This window comes from Alloalcanivorax xenomutans, from assembly GCF_032810065.1.
GTDB lineage: Bacteria > Pseudomonadota > Gammaproteobacteria > Pseudomonadales > Alcanivoracaceae > Alloalcanivorax > Alloalcanivorax xenomutans.
In genome coordinates this window covers 436,157-460,547 of sequence record NZ_CP136538.1, presented here as the reverse complement: position 1 = coordinate 460,547, position 24,391 = coordinate 436,157, and the positions used below count along the sequence as shown (strand labels likewise).

The 24,391-nt window shown below is 63.7% G+C and carries 26 protein-coding genes; 13 read left to right on the top strand and 13 right to left on the bottom strand.

Annotation, left to right across the window (positions count from 1 at the left end):
* Window positions 1-40: 40 nt before the first annotated feature.
* Together RYH70_RS02305 and RYH70_RS02300 are read right to left on the bottom strand one after the other, a co-directional pair.
* Window positions 41-364, bottom strand: coding sequence for a YnfA family protein (locus tag RYH70_RS02305; protein ID WP_022996865.1), 324 nt, complete (start codon window positions 362-364; stop codon window positions 41-43).
* On the bottom strand, window positions 361-831 hold the full coding sequence (locus RYH70_RS02300; protein ID WP_022996866.1) for a TIGR02444 family protein: 471 nt from the start codon (window positions 829-831) through the stop codon (window positions 361-363). Before RYH70_RS02300 ends, RYH70_RS02305 begins: the two co-directional genes overlap by 4 nt.
* Window positions 832-1,204: 373 nt before the next feature.
* On the opposite strand from RYH70_RS02300, the gene RYH70_RS02295 reads away from it, so the two are divergent.
* Entirely contained in the window at window positions 1,205-3,118 is a 1,914-nt protein-coding gene (locus RYH70_RS02295; RefSeq protein ID WP_317009729.1) for an ATP-binding cassette domain-containing protein, read from the top strand.
* 202 nt (window positions 3,119-3,320) lie between these two features.
* On the opposite strand, the gene RYH70_RS02290 is transcribed toward RYH70_RS02295, so the two are convergent.
* Window positions 3,321-4,202: a ChuX/HutX family heme-like substrate-binding protein gene (locus tag RYH70_RS02290; protein WP_317009728.1), complete on the bottom strand. Its 882-nt coding sequence runs from the start codon at window positions 4,200-4,202 to the stop codon at window positions 3,321-3,323.
* Between the two features lie 224 nt (window positions 4,203-4,426).
* Complete coding sequence (gene hemP / locus RYH70_RS02285) at window positions 4,427-4,609, bottom strand: hemin uptake protein HemP (RefSeq protein ID WP_014992841.1); 183 nt, start codon at window positions 4,607-4,609, stop codon at window positions 4,427-4,429.
* A 136-nt stretch (window positions 4,610-4,745) separates the two neighbouring features.
* On the opposite strand from hemP, the gene RYH70_RS02280 reads away from it, so the two are divergent.
* Both RYH70_RS02280 and RYH70_RS02275 read left to right on the top strand, forming a co-directional pair.
* Window positions 4,746-5,264 (top strand): DUF6231 family protein, encoded by a 519-nt coding sequence (locus RYH70_RS02280; protein WP_026948446.1) that lies wholly within the window; start codon window positions 4,746-4,748, stop codon window positions 5,262-5,264.
* 138 nt (window positions 5,265-5,402) lie between these two features.
* Window positions 5,403-6,083 (top strand): hypothetical protein, encoded by a 681-nt coding sequence (locus RYH70_RS02275; RefSeq protein ID WP_026948445.1) that lies wholly within the window; start codon window positions 5,403-5,405, stop codon window positions 6,081-6,083.
* 3 nt (window positions 6,084-6,086) lie between these two features.
* On the opposite strand, the gene RYH70_RS02270 is transcribed toward RYH70_RS02275, so the two are convergent.
* The gene (locus tag RYH70_RS02270) at window positions 6,087-7,361 is read right to left on the bottom strand and encodes a site-specific DNA-methyltransferase (RefSeq protein ID WP_317009727.1); all 1,275 of its coding nucleotides are present in this window, start codon (window positions 7,359-7,361) and stop codon (window positions 6,087-6,089) included.
* Between the two features lie 389 nt (window positions 7,362-7,750).
* Between RYH70_RS02270 and RYH70_RS02265 the strand changes: the two genes are divergently transcribed.
* Window positions 7,751-8,104 carry a helix-turn-helix domain-containing protein gene (locus tag RYH70_RS02265; protein ID WP_022996872.1) on the top strand — a complete coding sequence of 118 codons (354 nt, stop codon included), beginning with the start codon at window positions 7,751-7,753 and terminating at the stop codon, window positions 8,102-8,104.
* A gap of 88 nt (window positions 8,105-8,192) precedes the next feature.
* Window positions 8,193-8,621 carry a helix-turn-helix domain-containing protein gene (locus RYH70_RS02260; RefSeq protein WP_231504677.1) on the top strand — a complete coding sequence of 143 codons (429 nt, stop codon included), beginning with the start codon at window positions 8,193-8,195 and terminating at the stop codon, window positions 8,619-8,621.
* On the opposite strand, the gene RYH70_RS02255 is transcribed toward RYH70_RS02260, so the two are convergent.
* From RYH70_RS02255 to RYH70_RS02240, 4 genes are read right to left on the bottom strand one after another with little or no spacing between them, the layout of a single operon-like run.
* Window positions 8,591-9,118, bottom strand: a complete 528-nt coding sequence (locus tag RYH70_RS02255) for a dihydrofolate reductase (RefSeq protein ID WP_035450511.1) — start codon at window positions 9,116-9,118, stop codon at window positions 8,591-8,593. The two genes, RYH70_RS02260 and RYH70_RS02255, sit on opposite strands and share 31 nt — an antisense overlap.
* Complete coding sequence (locus RYH70_RS02250; RefSeq protein ID WP_055099358.1) at window positions 9,115-9,948, bottom strand: thymidylate synthase; 834 nt, start codon at window positions 9,946-9,948, stop codon at window positions 9,115-9,117. The genes RYH70_RS02255 and RYH70_RS02250 overlap by 4 nt, the downstream gene beginning before the upstream one ends.
* Window positions 9,945-10,742, bottom strand: coding sequence for a prolipoprotein diacylglyceryl transferase (gene lgt, locus RYH70_RS02245; protein ID WP_218839877.1), 798 nt, complete (start codon window positions 10,740-10,742; stop codon window positions 9,945-9,947). The genes RYH70_RS02250 and lgt overlap by 4 nt, the downstream gene beginning before the upstream one ends.
* Before the next feature lie 10 nt (window positions 10,743-10,752).
* Entirely contained in the window at window positions 10,753-11,550 is a 798-nt protein-coding gene (locus RYH70_RS02240) for a sulfite exporter TauE/SafE family protein (protein WP_022996877.1), read from the bottom strand.
* 236 nt (window positions 11,551-11,786) lie between these two features.
* Between RYH70_RS02240 and RYH70_RS02235 the strand changes: the two genes are divergently transcribed.
* Complete coding sequence (locus tag RYH70_RS02235; protein ID WP_022996878.1) at window positions 11,787-12,542, top strand: NRDE family protein; 756 nt, start codon at window positions 11,787-11,789, stop codon at window positions 12,540-12,542.
* Between the two features lie 111 nt (window positions 12,543-12,653).
* Here RYH70_RS02235 and ptsP read toward each other — a convergent pair whose 3' ends face one another.
* On the bottom strand, window positions 12,654-14,930 hold the full coding sequence (gene ptsP, locus RYH70_RS02230; RefSeq protein ID WP_022996879.1) for a phosphoenolpyruvate--protein phosphotransferase: 2,277 nt from the start codon (window positions 14,928-14,930) through the stop codon (window positions 12,654-12,656).
* On the bottom strand, window positions 14,923-15,426 hold the full coding sequence (locus RYH70_RS02225) for an RNA pyrophosphohydrolase (protein ID WP_022996880.1): 504 nt from the start codon (window positions 15,424-15,426) through the stop codon (window positions 14,923-14,925). Before RYH70_RS02225 ends, ptsP begins: the two co-directional genes overlap by 8 nt.
* Window positions 15,427-15,635: 209 nt before the next feature.
* On the opposite strand from RYH70_RS02225, the gene RYH70_RS02220 reads away from it, so the two are divergent.
* Window positions 15,636-16,298, top strand: a complete 663-nt coding sequence (locus tag RYH70_RS02220) for a histidinol-phosphatase (RefSeq protein ID WP_055099360.1) — start codon at window positions 15,636-15,638, stop codon at window positions 16,296-16,298.
* Window positions 16,295-17,230 (top strand): hypothetical protein, encoded by a 936-nt coding sequence (locus RYH70_RS02215; RefSeq protein ID WP_080530320.1) that lies wholly within the window; start codon window positions 16,295-16,297, stop codon window positions 17,228-17,230. The genes RYH70_RS02220 and RYH70_RS02215 overlap by 4 nt, the downstream gene beginning before the upstream one ends.
* A 165-nt stretch (window positions 17,231-17,395) precedes the next feature.
* Here the strand turns inward: RYH70_RS02215 and RYH70_RS02210 are convergent, their stop codons facing one another.
* Entirely contained in the window at window positions 17,396-17,983 is a 588-nt protein-coding gene (locus RYH70_RS02210) for a hypothetical protein (protein WP_022996883.1), read from the bottom strand.
* A 272-nt stretch (window positions 17,984-18,255) separates the two neighbouring features.
* Between RYH70_RS02210 and RYH70_RS02205 the strand changes: the two genes are divergently transcribed.
* From RYH70_RS02205 to RYH70_RS02185, 5 genes are read left to right on the top strand one after another with little or no spacing between them, the layout of a single operon-like run.
* A complete protein-coding gene (locus RYH70_RS02205; RefSeq protein ID WP_233917785.1) occupies window positions 18,256-20,835 on the top strand; it encodes a heavy metal translocating P-type ATPase in 2,580 nt (859 codons plus the stop codon).
* Entirely contained in the window at window positions 20,825-21,484 is a 660-nt protein-coding gene (locus tag RYH70_RS02200; protein ID WP_022996885.1) for a class I SAM-dependent methyltransferase, read from the top strand. The genes RYH70_RS02205 and RYH70_RS02200 overlap by 11 nt, the downstream gene beginning before the upstream one ends.
* Window positions 21,481-21,846: a cupredoxin domain-containing protein gene (locus RYH70_RS02195; RefSeq protein ID WP_022996886.1), complete on the top strand. Its 366-nt coding sequence runs from the start codon at window positions 21,481-21,483 to the stop codon at window positions 21,844-21,846. Before RYH70_RS02200 ends, RYH70_RS02195 begins: the two co-directional genes overlap by 4 nt.
* Window positions 21,847-21,872: 26 nt before the next feature.
* The gene (locus tag RYH70_RS02190) at window positions 21,873-22,295 is read left to right on the top strand and encodes a DUF411 domain-containing protein (RefSeq protein ID WP_022996887.1); all 423 of its coding nucleotides are present in this window, start codon (window positions 21,873-21,875) and stop codon (window positions 22,293-22,295) included.
* Window positions 22,296-22,347: 52 nt separating this feature from the next.
* Window positions 22,348-22,962, top strand: coding sequence for a LysE family translocator (locus RYH70_RS02185; protein ID WP_026948438.1), 615 nt, complete (start codon window positions 22,348-22,350; stop codon window positions 22,960-22,962).
* Between the two features lie 222 nt (window positions 22,963-23,184).
* Here RYH70_RS02185 and RYH70_RS02180 read toward each other — a convergent pair whose 3' ends face one another.
* Window positions 23,185-24,387, bottom strand: coding sequence for a class I SAM-dependent rRNA methyltransferase (locus RYH70_RS02180; protein ID WP_022996889.1), 1,203 nt, complete (start codon window positions 24,385-24,387; stop codon window positions 23,185-23,187).
* Window positions 24,388-24,391 lie beyond the last annotated feature (4 nt).

Here is a 24,391-nt window from a genome sequence, read left to right as displayed (position 1 = left end):
GGAGCTTTGTCCGGGGCTTTCAGGCGTCAAGCTCCCAGCCTCAGGCGGTCCGCGGGCCAAGCAGAATAATGCCGGCGCCGGCCAGGCAAACCGCCGCGCCGATCAGATCCCAACGATCCGGCGCGCGCTGCTCCACCACCCACAGCCACAACAGCGACGTCGCGATATAGACACCGCCATAGGCGGCGTAGGCACGCCCGGCGTAGTCGGCGTCCACCAAACTCAGCAACCAGGCAAACGCCGCCAGACTGAGCATCCCCGGCACCAACCAGAGCACCGAGCGATCCAGCCGCCACCAGGCCCAGAATGAGAAGCACCCGGCGATCTCCGCCAGTGCCGCCGCCAGGTATACCAGCGGTGTCACCGCGCCAACTCCGCCGCCTCGCACAACGCCTCCAGGGTGGCCTGCAAACCCTGGCAAACGCCGGCTTCCGGCGCCACCATCAACAACCAGGACAATGCCGATACCGGCTGATCCGTGGGCGGCGCCCCCTGGGCCATATCCGCCAGTTGATTCAATAGCAGGCGCTCCGCCTCCAGTTCCGCCTCCTGGATCTGCCGTTTCAGTTCCCGCGCCCAGCTCTCGGCGGCGGCCCGGCGGCGAACCTCGCGCAGCGGTCGCAGATAATCTTTTTCCATGATCTCCGCCCGCGCCAGCAAGCGCCGGCCCAGAGCCGCGTCCGCCGGGCTGGGGCGGCGGCTCAGCCACAATGCCGCCAGCACCGCCGCCACCGGTACCTGATACTCATCCTGCAGGCGCAGGCACTGGCGCTCCACATCCGCTCGTCGCCACAAACGCAGCGCGAAAGTCCAAAGCGTGTCCTCGGTCATCGGCAGTCCTTCAGTTGCGCGCGGCCATACCCTACACTGCGCCGGTTTCCACTCCATTGTCGCTGAGTCAAGAGCCTGTGTATGATCTTTACGCCACCGCGCCGGAGTTCCCTGTTCACCCGGGAAAGAGGTCGTCAGGCCGTGATTCCGATTGTGCGGTGTGGTCCTTCCACATAAACAAGCGTAATCGCGGCCTGGCGGACTCTCCACCTAAAGAAAGTGGAGCCCGGCCCTTCGGGTTGCGCAGGAAAAGGCGCCATGCTGCGTTGTGGTCTTTGCCCTTGGCCCGCCAAGGCCTTCAGCCCACGCCTTGCTTGGCGTCTTTTCCTGCGGCAACGCGGTGGCGTAAAGATCATACACAGGCTCTTATACCATGCTCTCCCTGGAACACATCAACCTGCGCCGTGGCGCCAGCCTGCTGCTGGAAGACGCCAATTTCACTCTGCATCAGGGTCAGAGAGTCGGATTGGTGGGCAAGAACGGCAGCGGCAAAAGTTCCCTGTTCAAGTTGATCAGCGGCGAGCTGGACACCGACGCCGGCCAGTTATTCCGCCCCGCCGACTGGCGTCTGGCGATGATGGCCCAGGAAGTCCCGGCCCTGCCCCAACCGGCCATCGACTATGTTCTGGACGGCCACCAGGAGCTGCGCGACGCCGAGCGGGAGCTGGCCCGCGCCCAGGACAACGACGACAGCCACGCCATGGCCCATGCCCATGCCCGCCTGGACACCCTCCGTGCCTGGGAGCAGCCGGCCCGCGCCGCTACCCTGCTGGCCGGGCTGGGCTTCAGTGAAGCGCAACAGCAACAGCCGGTCAGCGCCTTTTCCGGCGGCTGGCGCATGCGTCTGAATCTGGCCCAGGTGCTGCTCGCCAATGCCGATCTGGTGCTGCTCGATGAGCCCACCAACCACCTGGATCTGGATGCCATTCTCTGGTTGCAGCAATGGCTGGTGCAGCAGCCCGGCGCCTTGATGGTGATTTCCCACGACCGCGCTTTTCTCGACGCCACCGTGGGCGAGATCCTGCACATCGACCAGGGGCGGCTCAAGCGCTATACCGGCACCTATTCGGACTTCGAACGGCAACGGGCGGAACAGCTCTCGCAACAGCAAAAGCTGTACGAGAAGCAGCAGACCCAGATTGCTCATTTGCAGAAATTCGTGGACCGCTTCAAGGCCAAGGCATCCAAGGCGAAACAGGCGCAGAGCCGGGTAAAAGCGCTGGAAAAGCTGGAGCGTATTGCCCCGGCCCATGTGGATTCCGCGTTCCGTTTCTCGTTCCACACGCCCAAGCGGCTGCCGGATCCGATGATCGACCTGGAAGGGGTCGGCTGCGGTTACGACGGTCAGCCAGTGCTCACCAATGTCACCCTGAATCTGCGCCCGGAATCCCGGCTCGGCCTGCTTGGCCAGAATGGCGCCGGCAAGTCCACCCTGATCCGCACCCTGGTGGGCGAGCTGCCGGCCATCGGCGGCCATCTGTTGCACGGCCCGGACCTGGTAATCGGTTACTTCCATCAACAACAGGTGGACCGGCTGGACGCCAAGGACACCCCTTACCAGCTGCTCAACCGCGAGTATCCGCAATGGAGCGAACAGCAGATTCGTAATGAGCTGGGCGGCTTCGGTTTTCATGGCGACGAGGTATTCGCCCCGATCGGCCGTTTTTCCGGCGGCGAGAAGGCGCGTTTGGCGCTGTCACTGATCGTGCAGCGGAAACCGTCGCTGCTGCTGCTCGACGAACCCGCCAACCACCTGGATCTGGATATGCGCGAAGCGCTGACCATGGCGCTGCAGGACTTCGCCGGCGCCGTGGTACTGGTTTCCCACGACCGCCATCTGCTGGAAACCACCGTCGACGAGTTTCTGCTGGTGGCGGACGGCGGCGTGCGCCCCTTCGATGGCGACCTGGATGACTACGCCCGCTGGCTGCAACAGGCCCGCCGCGATGAGCAGGCCGAAGCGAAAGCGGACGACACCCGGGCACCGGTACGCGATGACGCCAAACAACGGCGCCAGGAGGCGGCCCGCCGCCGCGAACAGCTGCGGCCGTTGAAGAAAACGGTGGAGAAATGCGAGCAGCGGCTGGAAGTCGCTGGCCGGGAACTGGCCGAGGTGGAAATGCTGCTGGGTGATGAGGGCTTGTATACCGACAGCGCACGCAAACAGGAGCTGGCCGATCTGCTCGCCCGCCAGGGGCAACTGCGCAACGAGAAGGAAGAACAGGAAATGGCGCTGCTGGAGGCGATGGAAGCCTTGGAAGAGGCGGAAAAGGCAGTGAACAGTTAACAAGGAATAGTGAATAGCAGGCGCTCGCTGCCAACAGCTTCACACAGAGGAGATTCTACTAATCCCCTGCAGGAAATCTCTGTGGGAAGCTTGCTTGCAAGCGAATGGGCTCTCCCCTAAAAAGATTCGCTTGCAAGCAAGCTTCCCACAGCGGCTCTGTAGTTATCTTTGAATGCATGCTCCGAAGGCCCAATACACACCGTCAGGCGAACAAGGCGCCGGGGCGGCCCTCCTGAATCAGGGCTTCACCGAGCATGGCCAACCAGGCATCCTCGTCCCCGCCGGAAGACAGCGTCCACAACCAACGCCCCTCCGAGTCGAGCGCTTCCAGCGCTGTCAGCACCCGGCCCGGTCCCGGGCGGCGCAGACGCCACACCGATGCCACCCGTCCCATATCGAGGCTGATCAGGGTGCCGTTATGGGCCAGATGACATTGCCCTTGCTGCCAGCGTGGCGAAGACCAGGGCGCGCTAAGGCACAACCTGACGCCACGGTTACCGGTACACACCGTCAATGGCGTGGCGCGCTCGGCGGCCAGAGACAATAGTGACGGTACCGTTTCACTGCGTATCGGACAGGCGAACTTGTCCCGCACCGCCTGATACAACACCTGCCGGCGATCCCCCACCTGGCGCAGTAGTTCCTCGAACGCGTCCTCGTCGCTTTGCGACCAGCGTCGTTCCCAATCCATGAGCGAGCCTGTCGGGCGGTGCGGCGCACGAACAGCGAGCGGGCAGCCCAATTGCTGCTGATCCGGATGCAGCATGGCGCAGACCAGTTCCTCGAAGGCCAGGCCGCCGCTTTCCGGCGCCACCGCCATTTGTTGTACCGGCTCACCGTAGTCGTCGAAAAACAGCAGGCTGCGTGCCGGCAGATCCGCCACCGGTGCCAGTACCGCCAGCACCGAGCGCCATTGGCGAACGTCCAGTTCCTGACGCATGCGGCACTGCTCACCGCGGCAGTCCAGCCCAGGGCTGGAACCGGTCAGGGCCGGATAGCGTATTGACTGGGAGACCCGGCCGCCGCTGGCGAAAGTGGTTACCACCAGGGAACCAAGCCGATAGAGCCCTTTGAGAATCGCCATGGGCTCTTCCTGGAGCCTCAGTACGCGATCACCCAGGGCGGCACGACAATGTCGCAGGGTCGCCGACTGGGCAGTGCCGCCTATGGCCATTACCGTCACGATCCTACCTCCAAGGTACGCGAAGAAATTAGGGTGTGGGCAGCTGGCGGCGGCTGGCTTTCCACAGTCAGGGAGAACTGTCGGGGCCACGGGCGTGGCCGGCATTCTGGTTAGTCAGAATCAAGCTACTTGGTCAGAATCAAGCGGTCATTGGCGGTGCGCCGTAACAGGTAACGCTCGCCGCCGTGCTCGATCCAGAGTTTGCCATCGGCGTTGAGCAAGGCACGGCTGGCGACGCTGTCTTCCTGTACGGCGATGCGTCGACCACTGCGAGTGGCGATGGTCACCGGTTTTTTCCATTGCGACATGGCGGGCTCCTGTTCGCTCATCCTTTAACTGAGAATGATTATCATCACACCTCAGTAGTGCCGTCAACCTTTGTTTACAAGAAATCCGACCCTCATCATCTCGCCGCGCCGTTCGATCCTGGTTACACTCGAAATCATGATGACATCGATAGCTGCTTCCGCCATTCGTACGCCGCAAGAAAAACTGGCTGCCATCCTCGACAGCCACCAACCCCGTCGCCTGCTCACCGTCAGCCTTAACCCGGTCCCGGTCGCCGAACACTGGTGCGACGATCATGATTGCGAGTTGATCCGCATCCAGGAACAAAACCCTTTCGAGGCTCTGGATCACATCGACCGGGTGGACATGGCGATCGTCGCCGATCAGCTGGAATACATGAGTCAGCGTGACGGTGAATCCTTGATCGGCCTGCTGCGCAACCTGCACACCGATTCCCTGGTGGCGGTCTACCAACCGCACCTGGCACCGGAAAAACTGCGCTGGCCCAGCAACGGCTTCCTCGCTCTGGGGTGCCGGGAGGAAGGTCATTTCGCTCACGATCAAAGAGAACTTCTGCTCTATAGCTACGACCTGGATTCGTACAATTTCAAACGCGCCTGGAATAATCCGCGCTTCTGGGCCAATCCGGAGAACTGGGGCAAGTATTGGTGGTGATCGCGACGGCTGAGCCAGTGCGCCATTCGCCGCCAAGGCAACTTTCCACAGGAAGGGACCGCGATTTATTCCCGGCCGGTAGCCAAGACCGCGCGCCTCAAGTAAGGTGACGCGCGACCCGTCCAGACATGCAGACCGATGATCTTCGAGCGCCTCAAGGAAGCCCTTTATTTCTGGCGACGCCACCTGGCCGCCCTGTTTCTGATCAGTGCCCCTTTCGCCCTGCTCGGTGAAGCCGCGCAGTGGGTGATGGGCCCGTTTCTGATGTTCGACGGGGATCAACTGACCGGCATCAATCTGAGCGTGGGTCTGGTCATGCTGCTGATCCGGCCATTGGCGGAGGGCGCGCTGATCATGCAGCTGGCGTCGATACACCAGGGCCGTGCCCAGGGTGTGATCGCATGTACCCTGCCCGCGCTGATGCTGTACCCGGCACTGGTGCTGACCTACTTTCTGATCGGTATCGGCGTCACTCTGGGCTGGACGCTGCTGTTCTTCCCGGCTCTGTGGGTTTACACCCGCCTGTGCTTCGCCCCCTTCCGGGTCGTGCTGCACCGGCAGTCCCCAATCGCCGCCTTGCGCGGCGCCTTCCAGTACAGCGGCCCTTGCCAGTGGCCGCTGCTGGGCGCCATCCTCCTCACCGGGCTGATCATGTTCGGCCTGATCGGCCTGACCAATACCCTGTTCGTCGGTCTGCTTGGTGAAAGCGCCGGGGTCGGCCTGGTGATCAACGTGCTGGCCTCCCTGATCACCACTCTGATCAACGTCGTGGTATTCCGTTTCTGGCTCCTGAACGATCCCGGCACTCAGCAAACCTGACCCTCAGCGGCCCTGCGGCACCCAGCGCAGGGCCCGGAACCCCTGGTTCACCAAAGCATCCCGCTCCAATACCCGCCGCACCCGTTCGCGGGTCAGCTCGGCGATGGTGGGCCAGCGAGCATCGCCGGTGGGTTCGCTGCCCTGCACCAGGACGAAGCGGCGGCGGCTGCGCTGATCCCGGTTCAATTCCAACACCGCCTGCCCAGTGGTGCCGCTGCCGGCAAAGAAGTCCAGCACCAGATCCCTGGGGCCGGTGGCGATCTCGAGCAGAAAGCGGATCAAGCGGGTGGGCTTGGGATAGGAGAACGGCGCCTGACCGCCGAACAGGGCCTGCAGCTCCTGGGTACCGGAGCGCGCGGTGCCGTAGTGGTGCCCATCCAGCCAGGTCACCGGCACCTCGCCAAAAGGCGCTTTCTCGCGCAGGAATACTTTCAGTTGCGGCCGTCCCCTCCCGCGCCGCCCGAACAGGATGCGCTTCTGCCCGTTCAGCTCCTTGAACCGTTCCTCACCGGTACGCCAGCATCGTCCCTCCGGCGGCCAGAATGTTTCGCCGGTGTTTGGATTGGTGATCGCGTAGGTCAGCCCCGGGCGGCGGTTGGGCGCGTCGAAGGGGTCCAGCTTCCAGGGGCCGCGCGGATCGTCATCCGGATTGCTGTAGCGGTCATCGATCAACGGGCCGGGGCGCACCGCGAACCCCGGCAAACGATCCCATACTTCCTGATTACTGGCGGTCAGACGCCGCTGCTGGCGCCGCCGCGTCCGGGCATAGGCAAGGATGTATTCGTGCTGCACGCTGAGATCGGTGTCGTTTTGCCGTGAGGTGCGCGACTGCCAGGGAAAAGTGGCGACGAAATTGTCCGGGCCGAAGATCTCGTCGAGAATCAGGCGCAGAGTGTGCACCTCGTGATCATCGATGCTGACGAACAGTACCCCGTCATCACGCAACAGCTCCCGCGCCAGCAGCAGCCGCGGGTACATCATGTTCAGCCAGCGGGCATGCAGGCGGCCACTGTCATCGTTCTCGCCGATGTCACCGGCCAGGGCCAGATAGGCGGCCACGGAATGGCGATAATTGTCCGGATACAGAAAGCCCCGGCCGGTATTATAGGGCGGGTCGATGTAGATCATTTTCACCTGGCCGCGCAGTTCCGGCTGCAGATGATGGAGCACCGCCAGGTTGTCGCCCTCGATGATACGGTGAGGAGTCGCTCCGGTGGTCAGCGGCTGCCCCAGGCGTTCCAGGCGACCAGCGGGCACCCGGGCCAACTCGGCAAGCATGGCCTCCTTGCCTGGCCAGTAAAGGCCGAAACCACCATTGTCACGGGGGTCGTTGAGGGAAAATCCGGTTTGCGAATTTGCAAAATCATTCTTACTGGAAGGTCCATAGTAAAAATCACGAACAGTAGCCCCATCCATATCCATCAGTGCTCACTTCGCTCTTTAATTACCGACTTTTCCACGGCCCTCCGTGGAGTAACCGTAGCACGAAGCAGAGCATTTTGGTTTGCATAAACGCAATATGGAAATAAATTAGAGCGACCGATAAGTCATCGCCTTGCAGTTCAACAAATGTGACGCAGCTCTCTTTGCTCAATTGCAAATGTCGCTCTTTGCGATGTTGCAATTATGTCATTGCGCCCCGGACATCGGACTATGAAACTTTCGTCATGGATATCGGGGCACTACTCAAGGAACGGCGCGAGCGCCGCAAAGAAACTCTGGAAGAGGTGGCGTTTCGCGCGGGCACCGATCCGGGCAATTTGTCCCGCATCGAGCGCAACCGGCAGGATCTTTCCGTCAATCGTCTGATCAAACTGTGTGAAGCCCTGGAAATAAGCCTTTCCGAGTTCTTCGCGGAGTTGGAGAAACGAGACGGCGGCAACCGGCTCAGCGATCCCACCGCGGCTTTCGACAAGGAAACCCGCTGGCTGCTGAAGACGATCAAGACCGTCCCGCCGACCCGGCGGCGCCTGATTCTGGAAATCACCGAGACCATCGCCAAAAGCGGCCGGCTGGCTTGAGCACGATTTCCCTTGCGCAATGGCAAGAGCATCTGCTCTATTATTGCGTAAATGCAAATTCGCTCTTTTGCATTCTTGCAAATAGGTCATGGCGGGCAAAAGAGCGCTTCCCGACACTTATTCCATGGACACGGATATCGGCGGCATCTTGAAAAGGCGGCGGCTTAGCCGCAACGAAACTCTCGAGGACGTGGCGTTCCGGGCGGACACCGACGCGGGCAATCTGTCGCGCATCGAGCGCAATCGGCAGGACGTCACGGTACAGCGGCTGGGGCGGCTTTGCGACGCCCTGGAAATGACGCTGGCGGACTTCTTTCAGGAACTGCAAGGCCGCAGCGGCACTGCCTTGAGCGATCCCGCAGCGGCCTTCGACAAACATACCCGGGAATTACTGTCGGTGGTGGGCACCATGAGCCCGGCGGACCGTATCACGCTGGTGGAAATGGCCCGGGTCCTGGCCAAACGCACGCCCGCTGCCCGCCGCCGTCAGCGGCGGTCAAAAACCACGAAGTCGTAATCGTAAGGGTTCGGCCCTTCCGCCTTGAAGGATTCCCTTCCCCGCTCCACCCACTGCGACCGGTCCCACCGCGGGAACCAGGCATCCCCGTCCACGTCCGCCTGCACTTCGGTGATGTAGAGCCGGTCCGCCCGGGGCAGCGCCAGGGCATAGATCTGCGCGCCACCCAGAATCATCACTTCGTCCTGACCGTCGATGAACGCCACGTTCTCCGCCAGCGCCAAAGCCTGATCCAGATCCGCCACCACCCTGGCGCCCTCGGCCTGGTAGTGTGGATCCCGGCTGATGACGATATTGGTGCGGCCCGGCAGCGGCCGCCCCAGGGATTCCCAGGTCAGCCGCCCCATCACCACCGGCTTGCCCAGGGTGGTGCGCTTGAAGTACTTGAGATCGTTGGGCAAATACCAGGGCAGTTTGTTGTCGCGGCCGATCACCCGATTACGGGCCATGGCCACGATCATCGCCACTCGCACGCCTTGTTCATTGCTTGCCTTCATACCGCGATCGGCGCCTTGATCAGGGGGTGGGGGTCATAGCCTTCCAGGGTGAAGTCCTCATAACGGAAGGCGAACAGATCACGCACCCGCGGATTGAGATGCATGGTGGGCAGAGCGCGGGGCTCCCGCGCCAATTGCGTATCCGCCTGTTCCAGGTGATTGCTGTAGAGATGGGCGTCGCCCAGGGTGTGCACGAACACCCCCGGCTGCAGATCACAGACCTGGGCCATCATCAGGGTCAGCAGTGCATAGGAAGCGATGTTGAAGGGCACGCCCAGGAACACGTCGCCACTGCGCTGATAAAGCTGGCAACTGAGCCGGCCGTCGGACACGTAGAACTGGAACAGGCAATGGCAGGGCGGCAGCGCCTGCCGGCCTTGCGCCGCGTTCTGATCCGGAGACACCGCCGGATCCGGCAACACCGCCGGATTCCAGGCGCTCACGATCAGCCGCCGGGAATCCGGATTGCGGCGGATCTCGTCCACCACTTCACTGATCTGGTCGATGACACGGCCGTCCGGCGTCGCCCAGGAGCGCCACTGCGCCCCGTACACCGGCCCCAGGTCACCCTCTTCGGTGGCCCACTCATCCCAGATCGACACCCCGTTGTCCTTCAAATAGCCAATGTTGGTATCACCGGCCAGGAACCACAGCAACTCATGGATGATGGACTTGAGATGCACCTTCTTGGTGGTCAGCAACGGGAAACCATCACGCAGATCGAAGCGCATCTGATAACCGAACAGGGATAAGGTACCGGTGCCGGTACGATCCCCTTTCTGAACGCCCTGCTCGCGCACTTCGCGCAACAGATCGAGATATTGCTTCATGCCGCCGCTCTCCGTTGATCATGTCGATACGCCCAGACCACCATGGCGGCGCCGATCAGCACCATGGGGAGGCTCAACAGCATGCCCATGGTCAGCCAGCCGCCGGCCAGGTAACCGATGTGTGCATCCGGCTCGCGGAAGAATTCCACCAGTATCCGCGAAAGCCCGTAGCCAATGCCAAACAAGCCGGTGACCGAACCCGCCGGTCGCGGTTTGGCGGAGTAGATCCACAGCACCAGGAACAACACCACGCCTTCCAGAAAAAACTCATAGAGCTGGGAAGGATGGCGCGGCACGCCCATGGGGTCGGAGGGGAAGACCATGGCCCAGGGCATGTCCGAGGCACGCCCCCACAGTTCGCCGTTGATGAAGTTACCGAAACGACCGGCACCCAGACCGATGGGCACCACCGGCACGGCGAAATCCGCCACCTGGAAATAGCGCTTGCCGGTGCGACGGGCGAACAGCCAGAACGCGAACAGCACGCCCAGGGCGCCGCCATGGAAGCTCATGCCGCCGGTCCAGATCTGGAACAACCACAGCGGGTTGTCGAGAAACCGGTCGAAACCATAGAACAGAACGTAGCCCACGCGGCCGCCGAGGATCACACCCAGCGCCGCGTAGAACAGCAGGTCACTGACCTGCTGCCGGGTCCAGCCGCTGCCGGGCCGGTCCGCTCGCGTCTTCGCCAGCCACCAGCCGCCGGCGAAGCCGATCATGTACATCACCCCGTACCAGTGAATCTGCAACGGCCCCAGGGAGACCAGCACGGGATCGATTTGCGGGAAGGTCATCAAAGGCTCCCTAACCAAGCATCAGTTCAGTGCCGATCACGATCAGCACCACGGCGAAAATACGCTTCAGAGTGGCGGAGGGCAGGCGGTGACTGAGCCGCGCGCCCACCCGTGCCATCGGAAAACTGGTGACGACGATGGCCAGCGCCGCCGGAAAATACACATAGCCCAGTGCCCATTCCGGCAATTCCGGCTTGCCCCAGCCGGTGACCATGAAGCCCAGCGTGCCGGCCAGCGCGATGGGCAGCCCGCAGGCGGCGGAGATCGCCACCGCATTTTGCATCGGCAACCGGCACCAGGACAAAAACGGGACGGTCAGCGAACCGCCACCGATACCAAATAGACTGGAGATGGTGCCGATCACACCGCCGGCCCCGGCAAGACCGGCGCTTCCCGGCACCCGTTCCTCGCCCTGTTGCTGCTTGCGGCGGCCGCTGAGCAGCATCTGCAACGCCACCAGTACCGCGAACACGCCGAACAACCGGGTCAGCATCGGGCCGGACAGGCGGTCGGCGATGACCGCGCCGATCAGCGCTCCCACCACGATACCGACACCGAGCCGAAACGCCACCGGCCAGCGCACGAAGCCGGCCCGGTGGTGGGTGTGCACGGAACTGATCGAGGTGACGATGATAGTGCAAAGCGAGGTACCCACCGCCAATTGGGCCACCACCTGAGGGTCGATGCCCATGGCGTGATAAAGGTAAATCAGCGGCGGCACGATCACCACACCACCGCCGAGCCCCAGGGCGCCGCCCAACAGGCCGGCGAACACACCGATCAGGGCACAGATCAAAAACAGGGTCATGGTGGGCCCATTCCTCTGGTAAACAGGTCAGGCAAACAGATAAAGCGCCGCGCCACCGACCGCTTTCGCCAGGTACGCGCCGAGCCGGTATGCTAGCAGCTAGGGCCTGTTCACACTATTTCCATCGCGCCTGCTGGATGCCCTTTTTGCCGCAACAGGCGCGATGGAAATAGTGCGAACAGGCCCTAAGCGGACCGTTTTCCCGATTCCGTTTTCCGACCCAGAAAGAGACGCCCATGTGTATTGTTTTGTTCCGCTGGCAGCCCGGCGATGCCTACCCTCTGGCGGTTTCCGCCAATCGTGACGAATTCCACCAGCGCCCGGCGGAGCCGGCCCGCTGGCGCGGTGATGTGTTCTGCGGCCTGGATTTGCGGGCCGGCGGCACCTGGCTGGGCATCCACCGCGACGGCCGTTTCGCGGTAGTCACCAATTACCGCGAGCCGGTGGCCGAACGCACTGTCGGCGAGCTGTCCCGGGGGTTGTTGCCACAGGCCTTCCTGGAGAGCCATCAGAGCCCGGAACTGTTTTGCCTTTCGCTGGAAGCGGAGGAGCATCGTTACTCCGGTTTCAATCTGCTGGTGGGCGACCGTGAAAGCCTGTGGTACCTGAGTAACCGGGGGCCGGCGGCGCAGCCGGTGAAGCCGGGCCTGCACGGCCTTTCCAACGGCATCCTGGACGATCCCTGGCCCAAGGTGGAACGGGGCAAACAGCGGCTGGCCCGGGTGCTGGACGGCGCCGCTTCCAATCCCCCGTCTCTCCGCGATCTACTCGGCGTGGTGGTGGACCCTTACCAGCCGCCGGAAGAAGACCTGCCGGATACCGGCGTGGAGCGGGAGCTGGAGCGACTGGTGGCGCCGATCTTCATTCAGTCGCAACAGTACGGCACCCGCGCCAGTTCGGCGGTGCTGCTGCCCCGGGAAGGGGCTCCGATGATGCGCGAGCAGTGCTGGCGGGCGGATGGCGAGGCGGACGGGGCGCCCACGGACAGTTGAGCGGCAATGGATCATAAGGATTCGCCAGCAGGCTGGCTCCCACAGATTATGCGACGAAGCCGCTGTGGGAGCTTGTAGCGATCTCCGGGTTCATGTTCCCAAGCCTTCCCCCTACGCCGCCGCGGGGGCGCGATGGCGGATCAGATCGCCCAGGCCGACCTTGGTCAGTTGCAGATCCATGTAGGCGGTGATCACTTCACCGTTGTCCATGGCCAGCACCTCATTGAGCAGACGGCGCAGGAAGCCCATGTTGACCTGACGCACCGCCGCCTTGACCCGTAACAGGTTGGAAGCGTTCATGGACAGCGCGTCGAAGCCCATCGCCATCAGCAGCAGAGCGGACGCCGGATCGCCGGCCATTTCCCCGCACACCGACACCGGTTTGCCCTCGGCATGGGCCTGCTCCACCACATGCAGCAGCGCATGCAGCACCGACGGATGGAACGAGTTGTACAGGTCCGACACCTGGCGGTTGTTGCGATCCACCGCCAGCAGATACTGGGTCAGGTCGTTGGTGCCCACGGACAGGAAATCCACCCGCTGGGCCAGCGCCCGGGCCTGATAGATGGTAGCCGGCACTTCGATCATCACGCCCACCGGCGGCATTTCCACGTCCACGTTCTCTTCGCGCACCTCCAGCCAGGCGCGATGAATCAGGTGCTGGGCCTCCTCGGCCTCGAACACATTGGTGATCATCGGCAGCATGATGCGCAGATTGTTCAGGCCGGCGGCGGCCTTGAGCATGGCCCGTACCTGGACGATGAAAATTTCCGGGTGGTCCAGAGTGACCCGGATACCGCGCCAGCCGAGGAACGGGTTGTCCTCCTCAATGGGGAAATAGCTCAGTGACTTGTCGCCCCCCACGTCCAGCGTGCGCATGGTCACCGGCAGCGGCGCGAACGCCTGCAACTGCTCCCGGTACAACACACGCTGCTCTTCCTCGGAGGGGAAGCGGTCACGGATCATGAACGGAATTTCGCTGCGGTACAGCCCCACGCCCTGAGCGCCGCGCTCCAGGGAGCGGTTGATGTCGGTCATCAGACCGGTGTTCACCTGCAATTGAACACTGACCCCGTCCTCGGTTTCCGCCGGCAGATCGCGCAGCTTCTCCAGCCCTTCCAGCAGACTCTGCTCTTCGGCGATCAATTCCTCGAACTGATGTTTCAGCTCCGGAGTGGCGTTGGCCACCACCCGGCCGCGAAAACCGTCGACGATCAGCTCCTTGCCGTCCAGTTTCTTCAGCGGCAGGTTGGCCACCCCCACCACGGTGGGAATGCTCATGGCCCGGGCCACGATGGCCATATGCGAGTTACGCGAGCCGCGCGTGGTGACGATGCCGGCAATGCGCTCCTGCGGCAGCTCCATCAGCATCGGCGCGGAAATATCCTCGCCAAGCAGAATGCAGTGGTCGGGAAACTCCAGCTCACGCCGGTTGTAGCTTTGCAGTTGCGCCAGCACCCGGCGCCCCAGATCACGAACGTCCGCCGCCCGCTCACGCAGGTAAGGATCATCCATCATCTCGAAATTGTGCACATGGGCGTCCACCACGATGCGCAAGGCACCCTGCGCCCAGTGGCCTTCGCGAATCTTGGCCACTACTTCCGCCGGCAGGGCATGGCGGTCAAGCATGCGTAAATAGACATCGAACAGGGCCTGCTCCTCGGCCCCGAGGCTTGCCTTGGCGCGCTCGGCCAGGTCACGGATTTCCTTGCGCACCCGTACCAGCGCATCGTCCAGGCGGGCGATCTCGGCGCTGATGTCCTCCGCTTCCCGGTCCGGCACCGCCGACAAGTCGGCCGCCGGAAACAGCAGTTTGGCGATGCCGATGGCGGCACCGGAGGAGCCGGGCTGGCCGTCGTACATGCTGGCCTGCCGCTCGCGGGTTTCCAGTTGCTCGAACAGAATGCCGGACGCATGGGCATGAGCGATCACCGCCGACAATTGGGCGGAGATGGTGACCAGAAACGCCTCTTCGCTTTGATCGAAGCGGCGGGCATCGCGCTGCTGCACCACCAGCACGCCCAGCACCTCGCCGTGGTGCATCACCGGCACGCCGAGGAAGGCGTGGAACGGATCCTCGCCGGTCTCGGCCAGATAATGGAATTTCGGGTGGGCGAAGGCATCTTCCAGGTTGATCGGTTCCTCGCGCTGCCCCACCTGTCCCACCAGCCCCTCGGACAGGCCCAGGCTGACCCGGCCCACCGCTTCGCGCTTGAGGCCCTCGGAAGCCATCAGCACGTAGCGTTCCCGGTCGTTGTCCCGCAAGTAAATGGAGCACACCTCGGTGCCCATGGCATCGCGCACCCGCTGGGCCATAAGATCCAGGGCCGAGCGGATGTCCGGCGCGTTATTCACTTCCTGCACAATGCGGCGCAGGGTATCAAGCATGTTTGCTCCTCTTGGGTAGGGCGGGGGCCAGCTCTCTCAGGGCCCGCGCATAGACCGCGCGCTTGAAATGCACCACCTTGCGAATCGGGTACCAGTAGTTTACCCAACGCCAGTCCTGAAACTCCGGCTCCGGCCCCAGAGTCAGGTCGATGGCTGCTTCCTCCGCGTTAAGCCGCAGCAGGAACCATTTTTGCCGCTGGCCGATACAGCGGGGCCGGTTGCGTGGAGGCCGCAGGAAGCGGCGCGGCAGGCGGTAGGTCAGCCAGCCTTCGGTGTGGGCGAGAATGCTGACGTGCTCCTGGCGCAGTCCCACCTCTTCTTCCAGTTCCCGGAACAGGGTCTCTTCCGGCGTCTCCCCCGGCATCATGCCGCCCTGGGGAAACTGCCAGGCATCCCGGTTACCGACGCGGCGCCCCCAGAACACCCGGCCATCGGGCCCCGCGATCACGATACCGACATTCAGCCGGTACCCCTGTTCATCAATAATGCCAGTCATGGTCTTCCAAACCCGGGGGAGCCAGCGACATCCGGCCCGCCGGGGCCGGAGGGGCACACACAGGGCGTGCCGCGCCATGGCCATCATGGCGGCTCCGATACTCACTCATTAAACCTTGTCCCGGTAGCCTCGATCAATCGGCTGCCGAACGGATCGGCCTTTGCTATGCTCCTCGCGCCAACCTTTCTCTCTATTTCATGGGATCCAGCATGACTCTGGCCATCTTTGACCTGGACAACACCCTCATTGCCGGCGACTCCGACCATCAGTGGGGGGAATGGCTGGTAAGCCAGTCCCTGGTGGACGCCGCCGCCTACCAGGCCGCCAATGACCGCTTTTATCAGGACTACCTGGACGGCACTCTGGACATCATCGCCTACCAGGAATTCGTGCTCGGCGAGCTGGCGGGCCGTCCTCTGGAGCAGCTCCACGCCTGGCGCGAGCAATACATGAAGGAGGTGATCCAAGGCCTGTGGCTGCCGGCGGCCGAAGCGTTGTTGCAAAAGCACCGCGACCAGGGCCATACCCTGATGATCATTACCGCCACCAACGATTTCATCACCGCCCCCATCGCCGAACGGCTGGGCGTGCCGCATCTGCTGGCCACCCGGGCGGAAATGACCAGCCAGGGTTACACCGGCAGGGTGGCGGGAATCCCCTGCTATCAGGACGGCAAGGTCAAGCGCCTGCATCAATGGCTGGAGGAGCACGACGAGTCCCTGGACGGCAGCTGGTTCTACAGCGATTCCCACAATGACCTGCCCCTGCTGGGCGAGGTCGCCCATCCGGTGGCCGTGGACCCGGACGACAAGCTGGCGGCGGCGGCCCGTGAACGGGACTGGCCGATCATCTCGCTGCGGCGGAGCCAATGAGAAAAGCGGCTCTGCTGATGCTGACGGCGCTGTCCCTGGCCGGCTGCAACGAGCCGTCGAAACAGGAGGCGGAACCGGCACGCGTCCCTCTGGTGGAAACCCTGGACAGCCAGGCGGACCAGGCGCTGGCACCGGCTCTCGAGGATTGGCGACAGGCCCTGGAAGCCTTCACCAGCGGCGCCGACGACCAGACCCTCGCCACGCTGATCGAGCAGTGGCGGGCGCTGTACCGCACCACCAACCAGTTCTGGCTGGTGCTGGCCACCCGCGCCTGCGGCCGGGACCAGGTGGCCTCCCTGGAACGCGTGGACGACTGGCCGCTCTACCCGGCTTACGTGGATGCCACGCCAAGCTGGCCGGAGTCCGGCATCGTCAACGACCAGGCCCTGCCGATCCGCCGCGATACCTTGCTGGAGCAGCACCGGATGGCCGCGCCCGGCGAAGTAAGCCTGGGATTTCAGCCGCTATGGCTATTACTGCATAACAGTGACGGCTCGCCCCGGGCGGCCTCCGAATTCGATACCGGCAGCCCGATCACTCAGCGCCGCCACGATTATGTGCGCGTGGCCGGCACCCTGCTGATGGACGATCTGACGCCATTACGGGACGCTAACGGTGTCAGCGCGGCGGAGTTACGCTGCGGCTTGCGGCTGCTGGATCGGCGATTGCGTCAGGCGCGACGCTGGGCGGCGGATTCGAAAGGGGAGACAGCGGAAGGGGACCGGATGGTGCCCGGGGAAAGTCTGGCGATAGTGCACGAGACCTTACCGGATGCCGCTTTGGCACAGCTGAACGGCGACGATCTCGCCCCCTTGCGGGCGGCACTGGAAAAACAAAAACAGGGGTTCAAGAAGGCCTTGCAACAGGCCAGTGAAAGCGGGCAGTGGGCGCCGATCAGCAATTGGCTGAACAACGATCAGGGCGGGCCCTAGGGATTTTCCCGAATAGGGACCGCGGTCCCTTCGACCTGATTACGAAGCCGCTGCGGGAGCTTGCCTGCAAGCGAATGGGTTTCGATCCCAAAAGATTCGCTTGCAGGCAAGCTCCCACAGCGGCTTCGTAGCCTCCTCGGTGAGAAAGCGATATCAGCGTGCTGCTTAGAAGTTATAGCGACCGAAAACGCCGAAGGTATCCACATCATCGGCGAGGGTGATGCGGGCCCCCACATCCACCGCCGGGGTGATATTCAGCAGGCCTTGGCCATAGACACCGAACTGGTCGTCATAAATGTCCTCGTAAACCACGCCACCGGACAGCTCCACCATGTCCAGGGTACGGTGACGCAGACCCGCGCGCAGGGCATAACCCATTTCATCGTCGAAGTCGTTGTCGTCGTAAATCACATCACCCATCAGTTCCAGATCCAGACCCCGGTTCAGCGGGGTATGCATGCCGGCACCGATGTACATGCGATGGCCATCCACGTCGTCGTCCCAATGGGAGCGGTTGTAGTCACCGTCATAGAAGCTCACGCCACCACGCAGGAAGACGTGCTCATCCAGAGCGAAGGCCCCTTCCGCGGTCAGTGCGTCGACGTCCAGGCCATTGTCATAATCCCAACGATCGTAGCCGAGCTGGCCGTAGGTATAGGAAAAACCGTTATCGCGCACCGGCGCGTTCTGGGCCAGCGCATTGCCGGTCAGAGTGGCAGCGGCAAGCGCGGAAAACATCAACGTCTTTTTCATGATTCAGGTCCTCTTTAACCGGTCGAACAACGCGGGCGCCGCCTGATACAGGTTGGCCCGTCACCCAGCCTAAATAGTGCGCCCATGGTGCACCCGGGGCCGCTGCCCCGCCATGGGGCAGTCGTTGTTTTATGACGCTTTTATAAAAGTTTGCGATTTAAATCCGGCGTGCTATGCCGCTGTGAGGAAAAAGGCTGTCGGCTCGAAGCGTTTCCTTCTTGACCCTGGGGTTACCCCAAGCTTGGATAGTGCTGTCCATGGAGGACTATCCCATGAATGAACAGACTCTGCCGATTCAGGGCGCTACCTGTCAGGGCTGCGCCCGCAAGATCCGTACCGCCCTGCTGGCGGTACCCGGGGTCTCCGGCGCCGAGGTTGATCTGGAGCAACAAACGGTGACTGTCAGCGGTGACGCCGACGGCGATGCCCTGCGCGAGGCGCTGCTGGAAAGCGGCTACGGGGTGGAAGCCCCCTCTCCCTCACCGGAACAATCCGCGCCTGAGTGTCATATCGAAGCCCCGCGCCAGCCGGCGCAAGGCAGCGGCGACCACCACCATGGCGGCACCGCGGGACACGGGGACACCACCCAGGGCACCAGCGAGCATCTGCTGGCGATCACCGGCGCCACCTGCGCCTCCTGTGTGCGCACCATCGAGTCCGCGCTGAACGGGGTGGCCGGCGTTGACGAGGCCAGTATGAACCTGGCTGATCGCACTGCCCGGGTGGCCGGTGACGCCGATACCGAGGCCCTGATAGAAGCCGTAAAAGCCGCCGGCTATGGCGCCAGCGTGATCGACGATGAGCAACAGGCCGATCAGCAGCGTGATGAGCAGGAACAAGCGCATTACCGCGAGTTGATCCGCCACACCGTGATCGGCCTGGCGGTGGGTATCCCGCTGATGGCATGGGGGCTGGCCGGCGGCACCATGATGGTGACGGCGGGCACCGCCAGCCAGTGGGGCTGGCTGGCGGTGGGCCTGGTCACCCTCGGCGTGCTGGCTTGGTCCGGGCGGCATTTCTTCATCGGCGCCTGGAAAGCGGGCCGCCACCACAATGCCAACATGGACACCCTGATCGCCCTGGGCACCGGCGCGGCCTGGGCCTATTCCATGGTGGTGGTGCTGTTCCCGGACTGGCTGCCGGAGGCGGCGCGCCACGTTTATTTCGAGGCCAGCGCCATGATCATCGGCCTGATCAACCTGGGCCAGGCCCTGGAGATGCGCGCCCGCGGCAAGACCAGCGAGGCGGTCCGCCGGCTTCTGGACCTGGGCGCCCGCACCGCCCGGGTGATCCGTGACGGCGAGGAACGGGACATACCGGTGGAATCGGTACAGGCCGGCGACCTGCTGCGCGTCCGCCCCGGCGAGAAAATCGCCGTGGACGGCGAAGTGGAGGAAGGCGAAAGCCGCCTGGACGAGTCCATGCTCACCGGGGAACCAATGCCAGTGAGCAAGGGCCCCGGCGACAGCGTCGCCGCCGGCACCGTCAACGACAGCGGCACCCTGATCTATCGCGCCACCCGGGTGGGACGGGATACCGCCCTGGCGCAGATCATCGCCCTGGTAAAAAAAGCCCAGGGCGCCAAGCCGCCCATCGGACGCCTGGCGGACCGTATCTCGGCGGTGTTCGTGCCCACCATCCTGCTGATCGCGGTGGCCTCGGCTCTGGCCTGGTACAACCTGGGACCGGACCCGCGCATCGTGCACATGATGGTAGCCGCCACCACCGTGCTGATCATTGCCTGCCCCTGCGCCCTGGGGCTGGCCACGCCGATGTCGGTGATGGTCGGCGTCGGCAAGGCGGCGGAGGCCGGCATCCTGATCCGCCAGGGCGAGGCCCTGCAAACCGCCGGGGACCTGGACACCATTGTGCTGGATAAAACCGGCACCATCACCGAGGGGCATCCGGCGGTGACCGGCGTACACGCCATCGACGGCGAAAGCGAGGCCACCTTGCTGACGCTGGCGGCGTCCCTGGAAACGGGATCGGAACATCCACTGGCACGGGCCATCCTTGCCGCCGCCGAGGAACGCGGCCTGCGAACCGAAGCGGTCACCGATTTCCAGGCTCACAACGGCAAGGGCGTCAGCGCCCGCCTGGACGGCGCCCTGCTCCGGCTCGGCAACCGCCGCTGGCTGGACCGGGAAGGCGTGGCCGGCGGCCTGCAAGAGCAGGCGGAAGCGTTGGGCCGGGATGGCGCCACGCCGCTGTTCCTGGCACGGGATCAGCAACTGCTGGGCGTGATCGGCGTCGCCGACCCGATCAAGCAGGACTCCCGCGCCGCCATTCAACGCCTGCACGACCTGGGTCTCACCGTGGTGATGATCACCGGGGACGTGCGCACCAGCGCCGAGGCCATTGCCCGCCAGGCCGGGGTGGACAAGGTGCTGGCCGAGGTGCTGCCCGAGGACAAGGCCCGCGAGGTCGAGCGTCTGCAGGGCGAAGGCCGCAAGGTGGCCATGGTCGGCGACGGCATCAACGACGCTCCGGCACTGGCCCAGGCGGACGTGGGCTTCGCCATCGGTACCGGCACCGATGTGGCCATCGAGTCCGCCGCCATCACTCTGATGGGCGGCTCGCTGCACGGCGTGGCGGATGCCATGGCGATTTCCCGGGCCACCGTGCGCAACATCAAGCAGAATCTGTTCGGCGCCTTTGCCTATAACACGCTCGGCGTACCGGTGGCGGCGGGCATTCTTTATCCCTTCACCGGCTGGCTGCTCAGCCCGGTGATCGCCGGCGCCGCCATGTCACTGAGCTCGGTGACGGTGGTCACCAACGCCAACCGGCTGCGTCTGTTTCGGCCCCGTGCCGCATCCCGCGGCAACAAGGAGACCCGTGGTGAATCCTGAACAACTGGCGGCGCAACTGCGCTGCCCCCACGACGACGACGGACTCAAGGTGGCCTCCAGCATGGACCAGCGCAACGCCGAAGTGATCGAGGCGGCTTATGCCGCCCTCGATTGCCGCGCCGGCCAGCGAGTACTGGAAATCGGCCCCGGCGGCGGCGGTCATGTGGCCACCTTGCTGCGGGACCGGCCGGGGCTCGATTACACCGGCCTGGACCTGTCCCCGTTGATGGTCCGTGAAGCACGGGCCGCCAATCATGACTGGGTGGAGAAAGGCCGCGCCCGTTTCCTGCTCGGCGATCTGCTGGCCCCGCCCCTGGCGGACGGCGGCATGGACCGGATAGTGGCGGTGAACGTGGTTTATTTCTGGCAACCGCTGGCGCCAGCACTGGAACGTATCCATGCGCTGCTCGCTCCCGGCGGGCGCTGCGCCCTGGGTCTGCGCAGCCGCGCCAGCATGCGGGAACTGCCGGTATTCGAACATGGTTTCGCCCTGTATGACGGCCCCGATCTGGTCGCCGCCCTGGAAGCAGCGGGGTTCCACTCCGTGCGCCTGGAGCAGGCCCGGGAGGAGACCGTCAACGTACTCGGCCAGATGATGGATAAGGAGCGTCTGGTGGTGGTGGGCGATAAAGCGGAGACAAGCGAATGACAACCTGGCTAATCAATCTCGGCGGGCTGTTGCTGATGGCCCTGATCGTCTGGTGGTTCTGGCTATCCGGTCGCGGCCCGGCCAAGCGCGCCGGTGACGCGCCGCTGGATATTGTGGTGGACAACGGTGTCTACGAGCCGTCGGTGATTCAGGCCCGGGCCGGGCAGCCACTGACGCTGCGCTTCCTGCGCCGGGACCCGAGTCCGTGCGCGGAGCAAGTGATCTTCCATGAGCTCGGCGTCTCCGAATTTCTCGACACCGGCAAAGCCACCACCGTAACGCTGACCCCGGAGCGGCCGGGCGAGTACCGTTTCACCTGCCAGATGCAGATGTACCAGGGTACATTGATCGTCAACGAATAATTTTTTTTGAGAAAAGGAACCGCACCATGAAAAAACTACTGCTGGGCGCCGCCCTTACTCTGGCCAGCATGGCCGCCTCCGCCGCCAGCCTGGAGGTGTACAAATCCCCCACCTGCGGCTGTTGCATCAAGTGGGTGGAGCACATGCGCGAAAATGGTTTCGACGTGAAGGTACACGAAACCCAAAACCTGCAACCGATCAAGGAAAAAGCCGGGCTGCGGGCGGGACTGGGTTCCTGCCACACCGCCTTTATCGATGGCTATACCATCGAGGGCCATGTGCCGGCCAAGGAAGTAAAACGCCTGCTGGAAGAGCGGCCCGAGGCCGTTGGCCTGACCGTGCCGGCCATGCCGATCGGCTCTCCCGGCATGGAAATGGGCGACCGCCAGGATCCCTATCAGGTGCTGCTGTTCGATGACAAAGGTACCAAGGTCTACGCGCAATATTGACGGCAAGGCCCCGGCGCACTGAAATGCCCTCTTTGCCATGGGGGCCGATAGCATGTTGGATCTTCATTCCTGGCTGATTCTCGCGGCGGTGTGTCTGTTCGGCGCGATGACGCCGGGCGCCAGTCTGGCGGTGGTGACCCGCCACACGGTGCTGAGCGGTGCGCGCGGCGGGGTCGCCGCCGGTCTGGCCCACGCCGGCGGCATCGCCGTCTACGCCGCGGCCTCGGTGGCGGGACTGGCGGCGCTGCTGCACCGCTTCCCCTGGCTGGAAACCCTGATCTCGGCGGCCGGGGCGCTGTTCCTGTTGTGGCTGGCCTGGAAAAGTTGGCGCGCCGCCGCCGGACCGGCTCCCGAAGCCGAGGTACAAGCCACTCACGGTGCCGCCCGCGACGGTTTCCTCATTGCGTTGCTGAACCCCAAGGTGGCTCTGTTCTTCCTGGCGTTATTCAGCCAGTTCATCGAGGCGGATATGGGCACCCCGGCGCGGATCCAGATGGCCACCACCGCCGTGGTCATCGACGGTGCCTGGTACAGTCTGTTCGCGTTGGTCCTGGCGCGAGGGCCAGCGCCGGCCTGGCTGGCGCGGCATCACGACTGGCTGGAAAGAGGAACCGCGCTGATTCTGGCGGGACTGGCCTTGGCGGTGCTGGCGCGGATTGCTTTATGACGTGGGACGCCAGTGGGAGCCAGCCTGCTGGCGAATACGGCCCTCCGGCGTTGGGCATTCGCTTGCAGGCAAGCTCCCACAGCGGCTTCGTGGCAGGGCCTGTGGGAGCCAGCTTGCTGGCGAATTCGCCCTCCGACGTTTGGGACATTCGCTTGCAAGCAAGCTTCCCACAGCGGCTTCGTGGCAACATGTGAATTCATGCGCCGGTCGGTATGTCCGGCCTCAGACCTTGAACAGCACCCGGCTGAACCAGCTCTTCAGGTAAGCGGTTTCCGGTATCGACGGGTGGATCGGGTGATCCGGCCCCTGCCCTTCATAGCCAATCACCTGTAGACGCCGGTCAATGTGGCGGGCGCTGGCGCGCACCACATCCAGCAGCTTCTCCGCTGGCAGCAACATGGAACAGGACGCCGATACGAAGTAACCACCGGGTTTCACCAGCCGCACCGCCAGCTCATTGATGGCGTGATAGCCGGCCAGACCGTTCTTGAAATCCTTGCGCCGCTTGACGAATGCCGGCGGGTCCAGCACCACCAGATCGAACTTTTCGCCGTCGCTCACGAGTTGCTTCATGGCGGCGGTGGCATCGCCTTCCAGGGTCCGCATTTTATCCGCCACACCGTTGCGCTCGGCATTGGCGTGCACGAAATCCAGCGCCGTGGAGGAGCTGTCTATACAGGTCACTTCTCCAGCCCCGGCCACCGCCGCCTGCACGCCCCAGCCACCGCAGTAGGAAAAGACATCCAGCACCCGCGCGCCCTTCGCCAGTGGCGCCATGCGCGCCCGGGCGGCACGGTGATCGAAGAACCAACCGGTTTTCTGCCCTTCCGCCAGTGGCGCCTGAAAGTCCACCCCGTTCTCGCGCAGCGACAAAACCGTCGGCAGTTCGCCCTTTTCCGCCCGCACATAAATGGGCAGACCCTCGAGGGCGCGCACGGAGGCGTCGTTTTTGACAACGATGCAAGCCGGTTCCAGTACCGCGTCCAGGGCTTCCACCAGCAAAGGCAGATACGCTTCCATGCCGGCGGTGCCGCACTGCAGCACCAGGGTATCGCCGAAACGATCCACCACCAGCCCCGGAAGGCCGTCGGCCTCGCCGTAGATCAGCCGATAGAAAGGTTCAGCAAACAGGGTGTCGCGCATCGCCAGAGCTTCGGCAATGCGCTTCTTGAAGAAACTCTTACTGGGTTCCTGACGGACATCGCGGCTGTACAGGCGCGCGGCGATCAGGGAGTTGGGGCTGAGCAATGCCCGCCCCAGCACTTTGCCACGATGGTCTTCCACCACACAGGCGCCACCGGCGGGCAGGGTTTTCAGCGGCTGCTCGCGAGTGTCGATCTCATTGGCGTAAATCCACTCGTGCCCGGCCTTGAGCCGGCGTTCCTCGTTTTTCTTCAACCGGATCACCGGGGTCGATTCACTCATGACA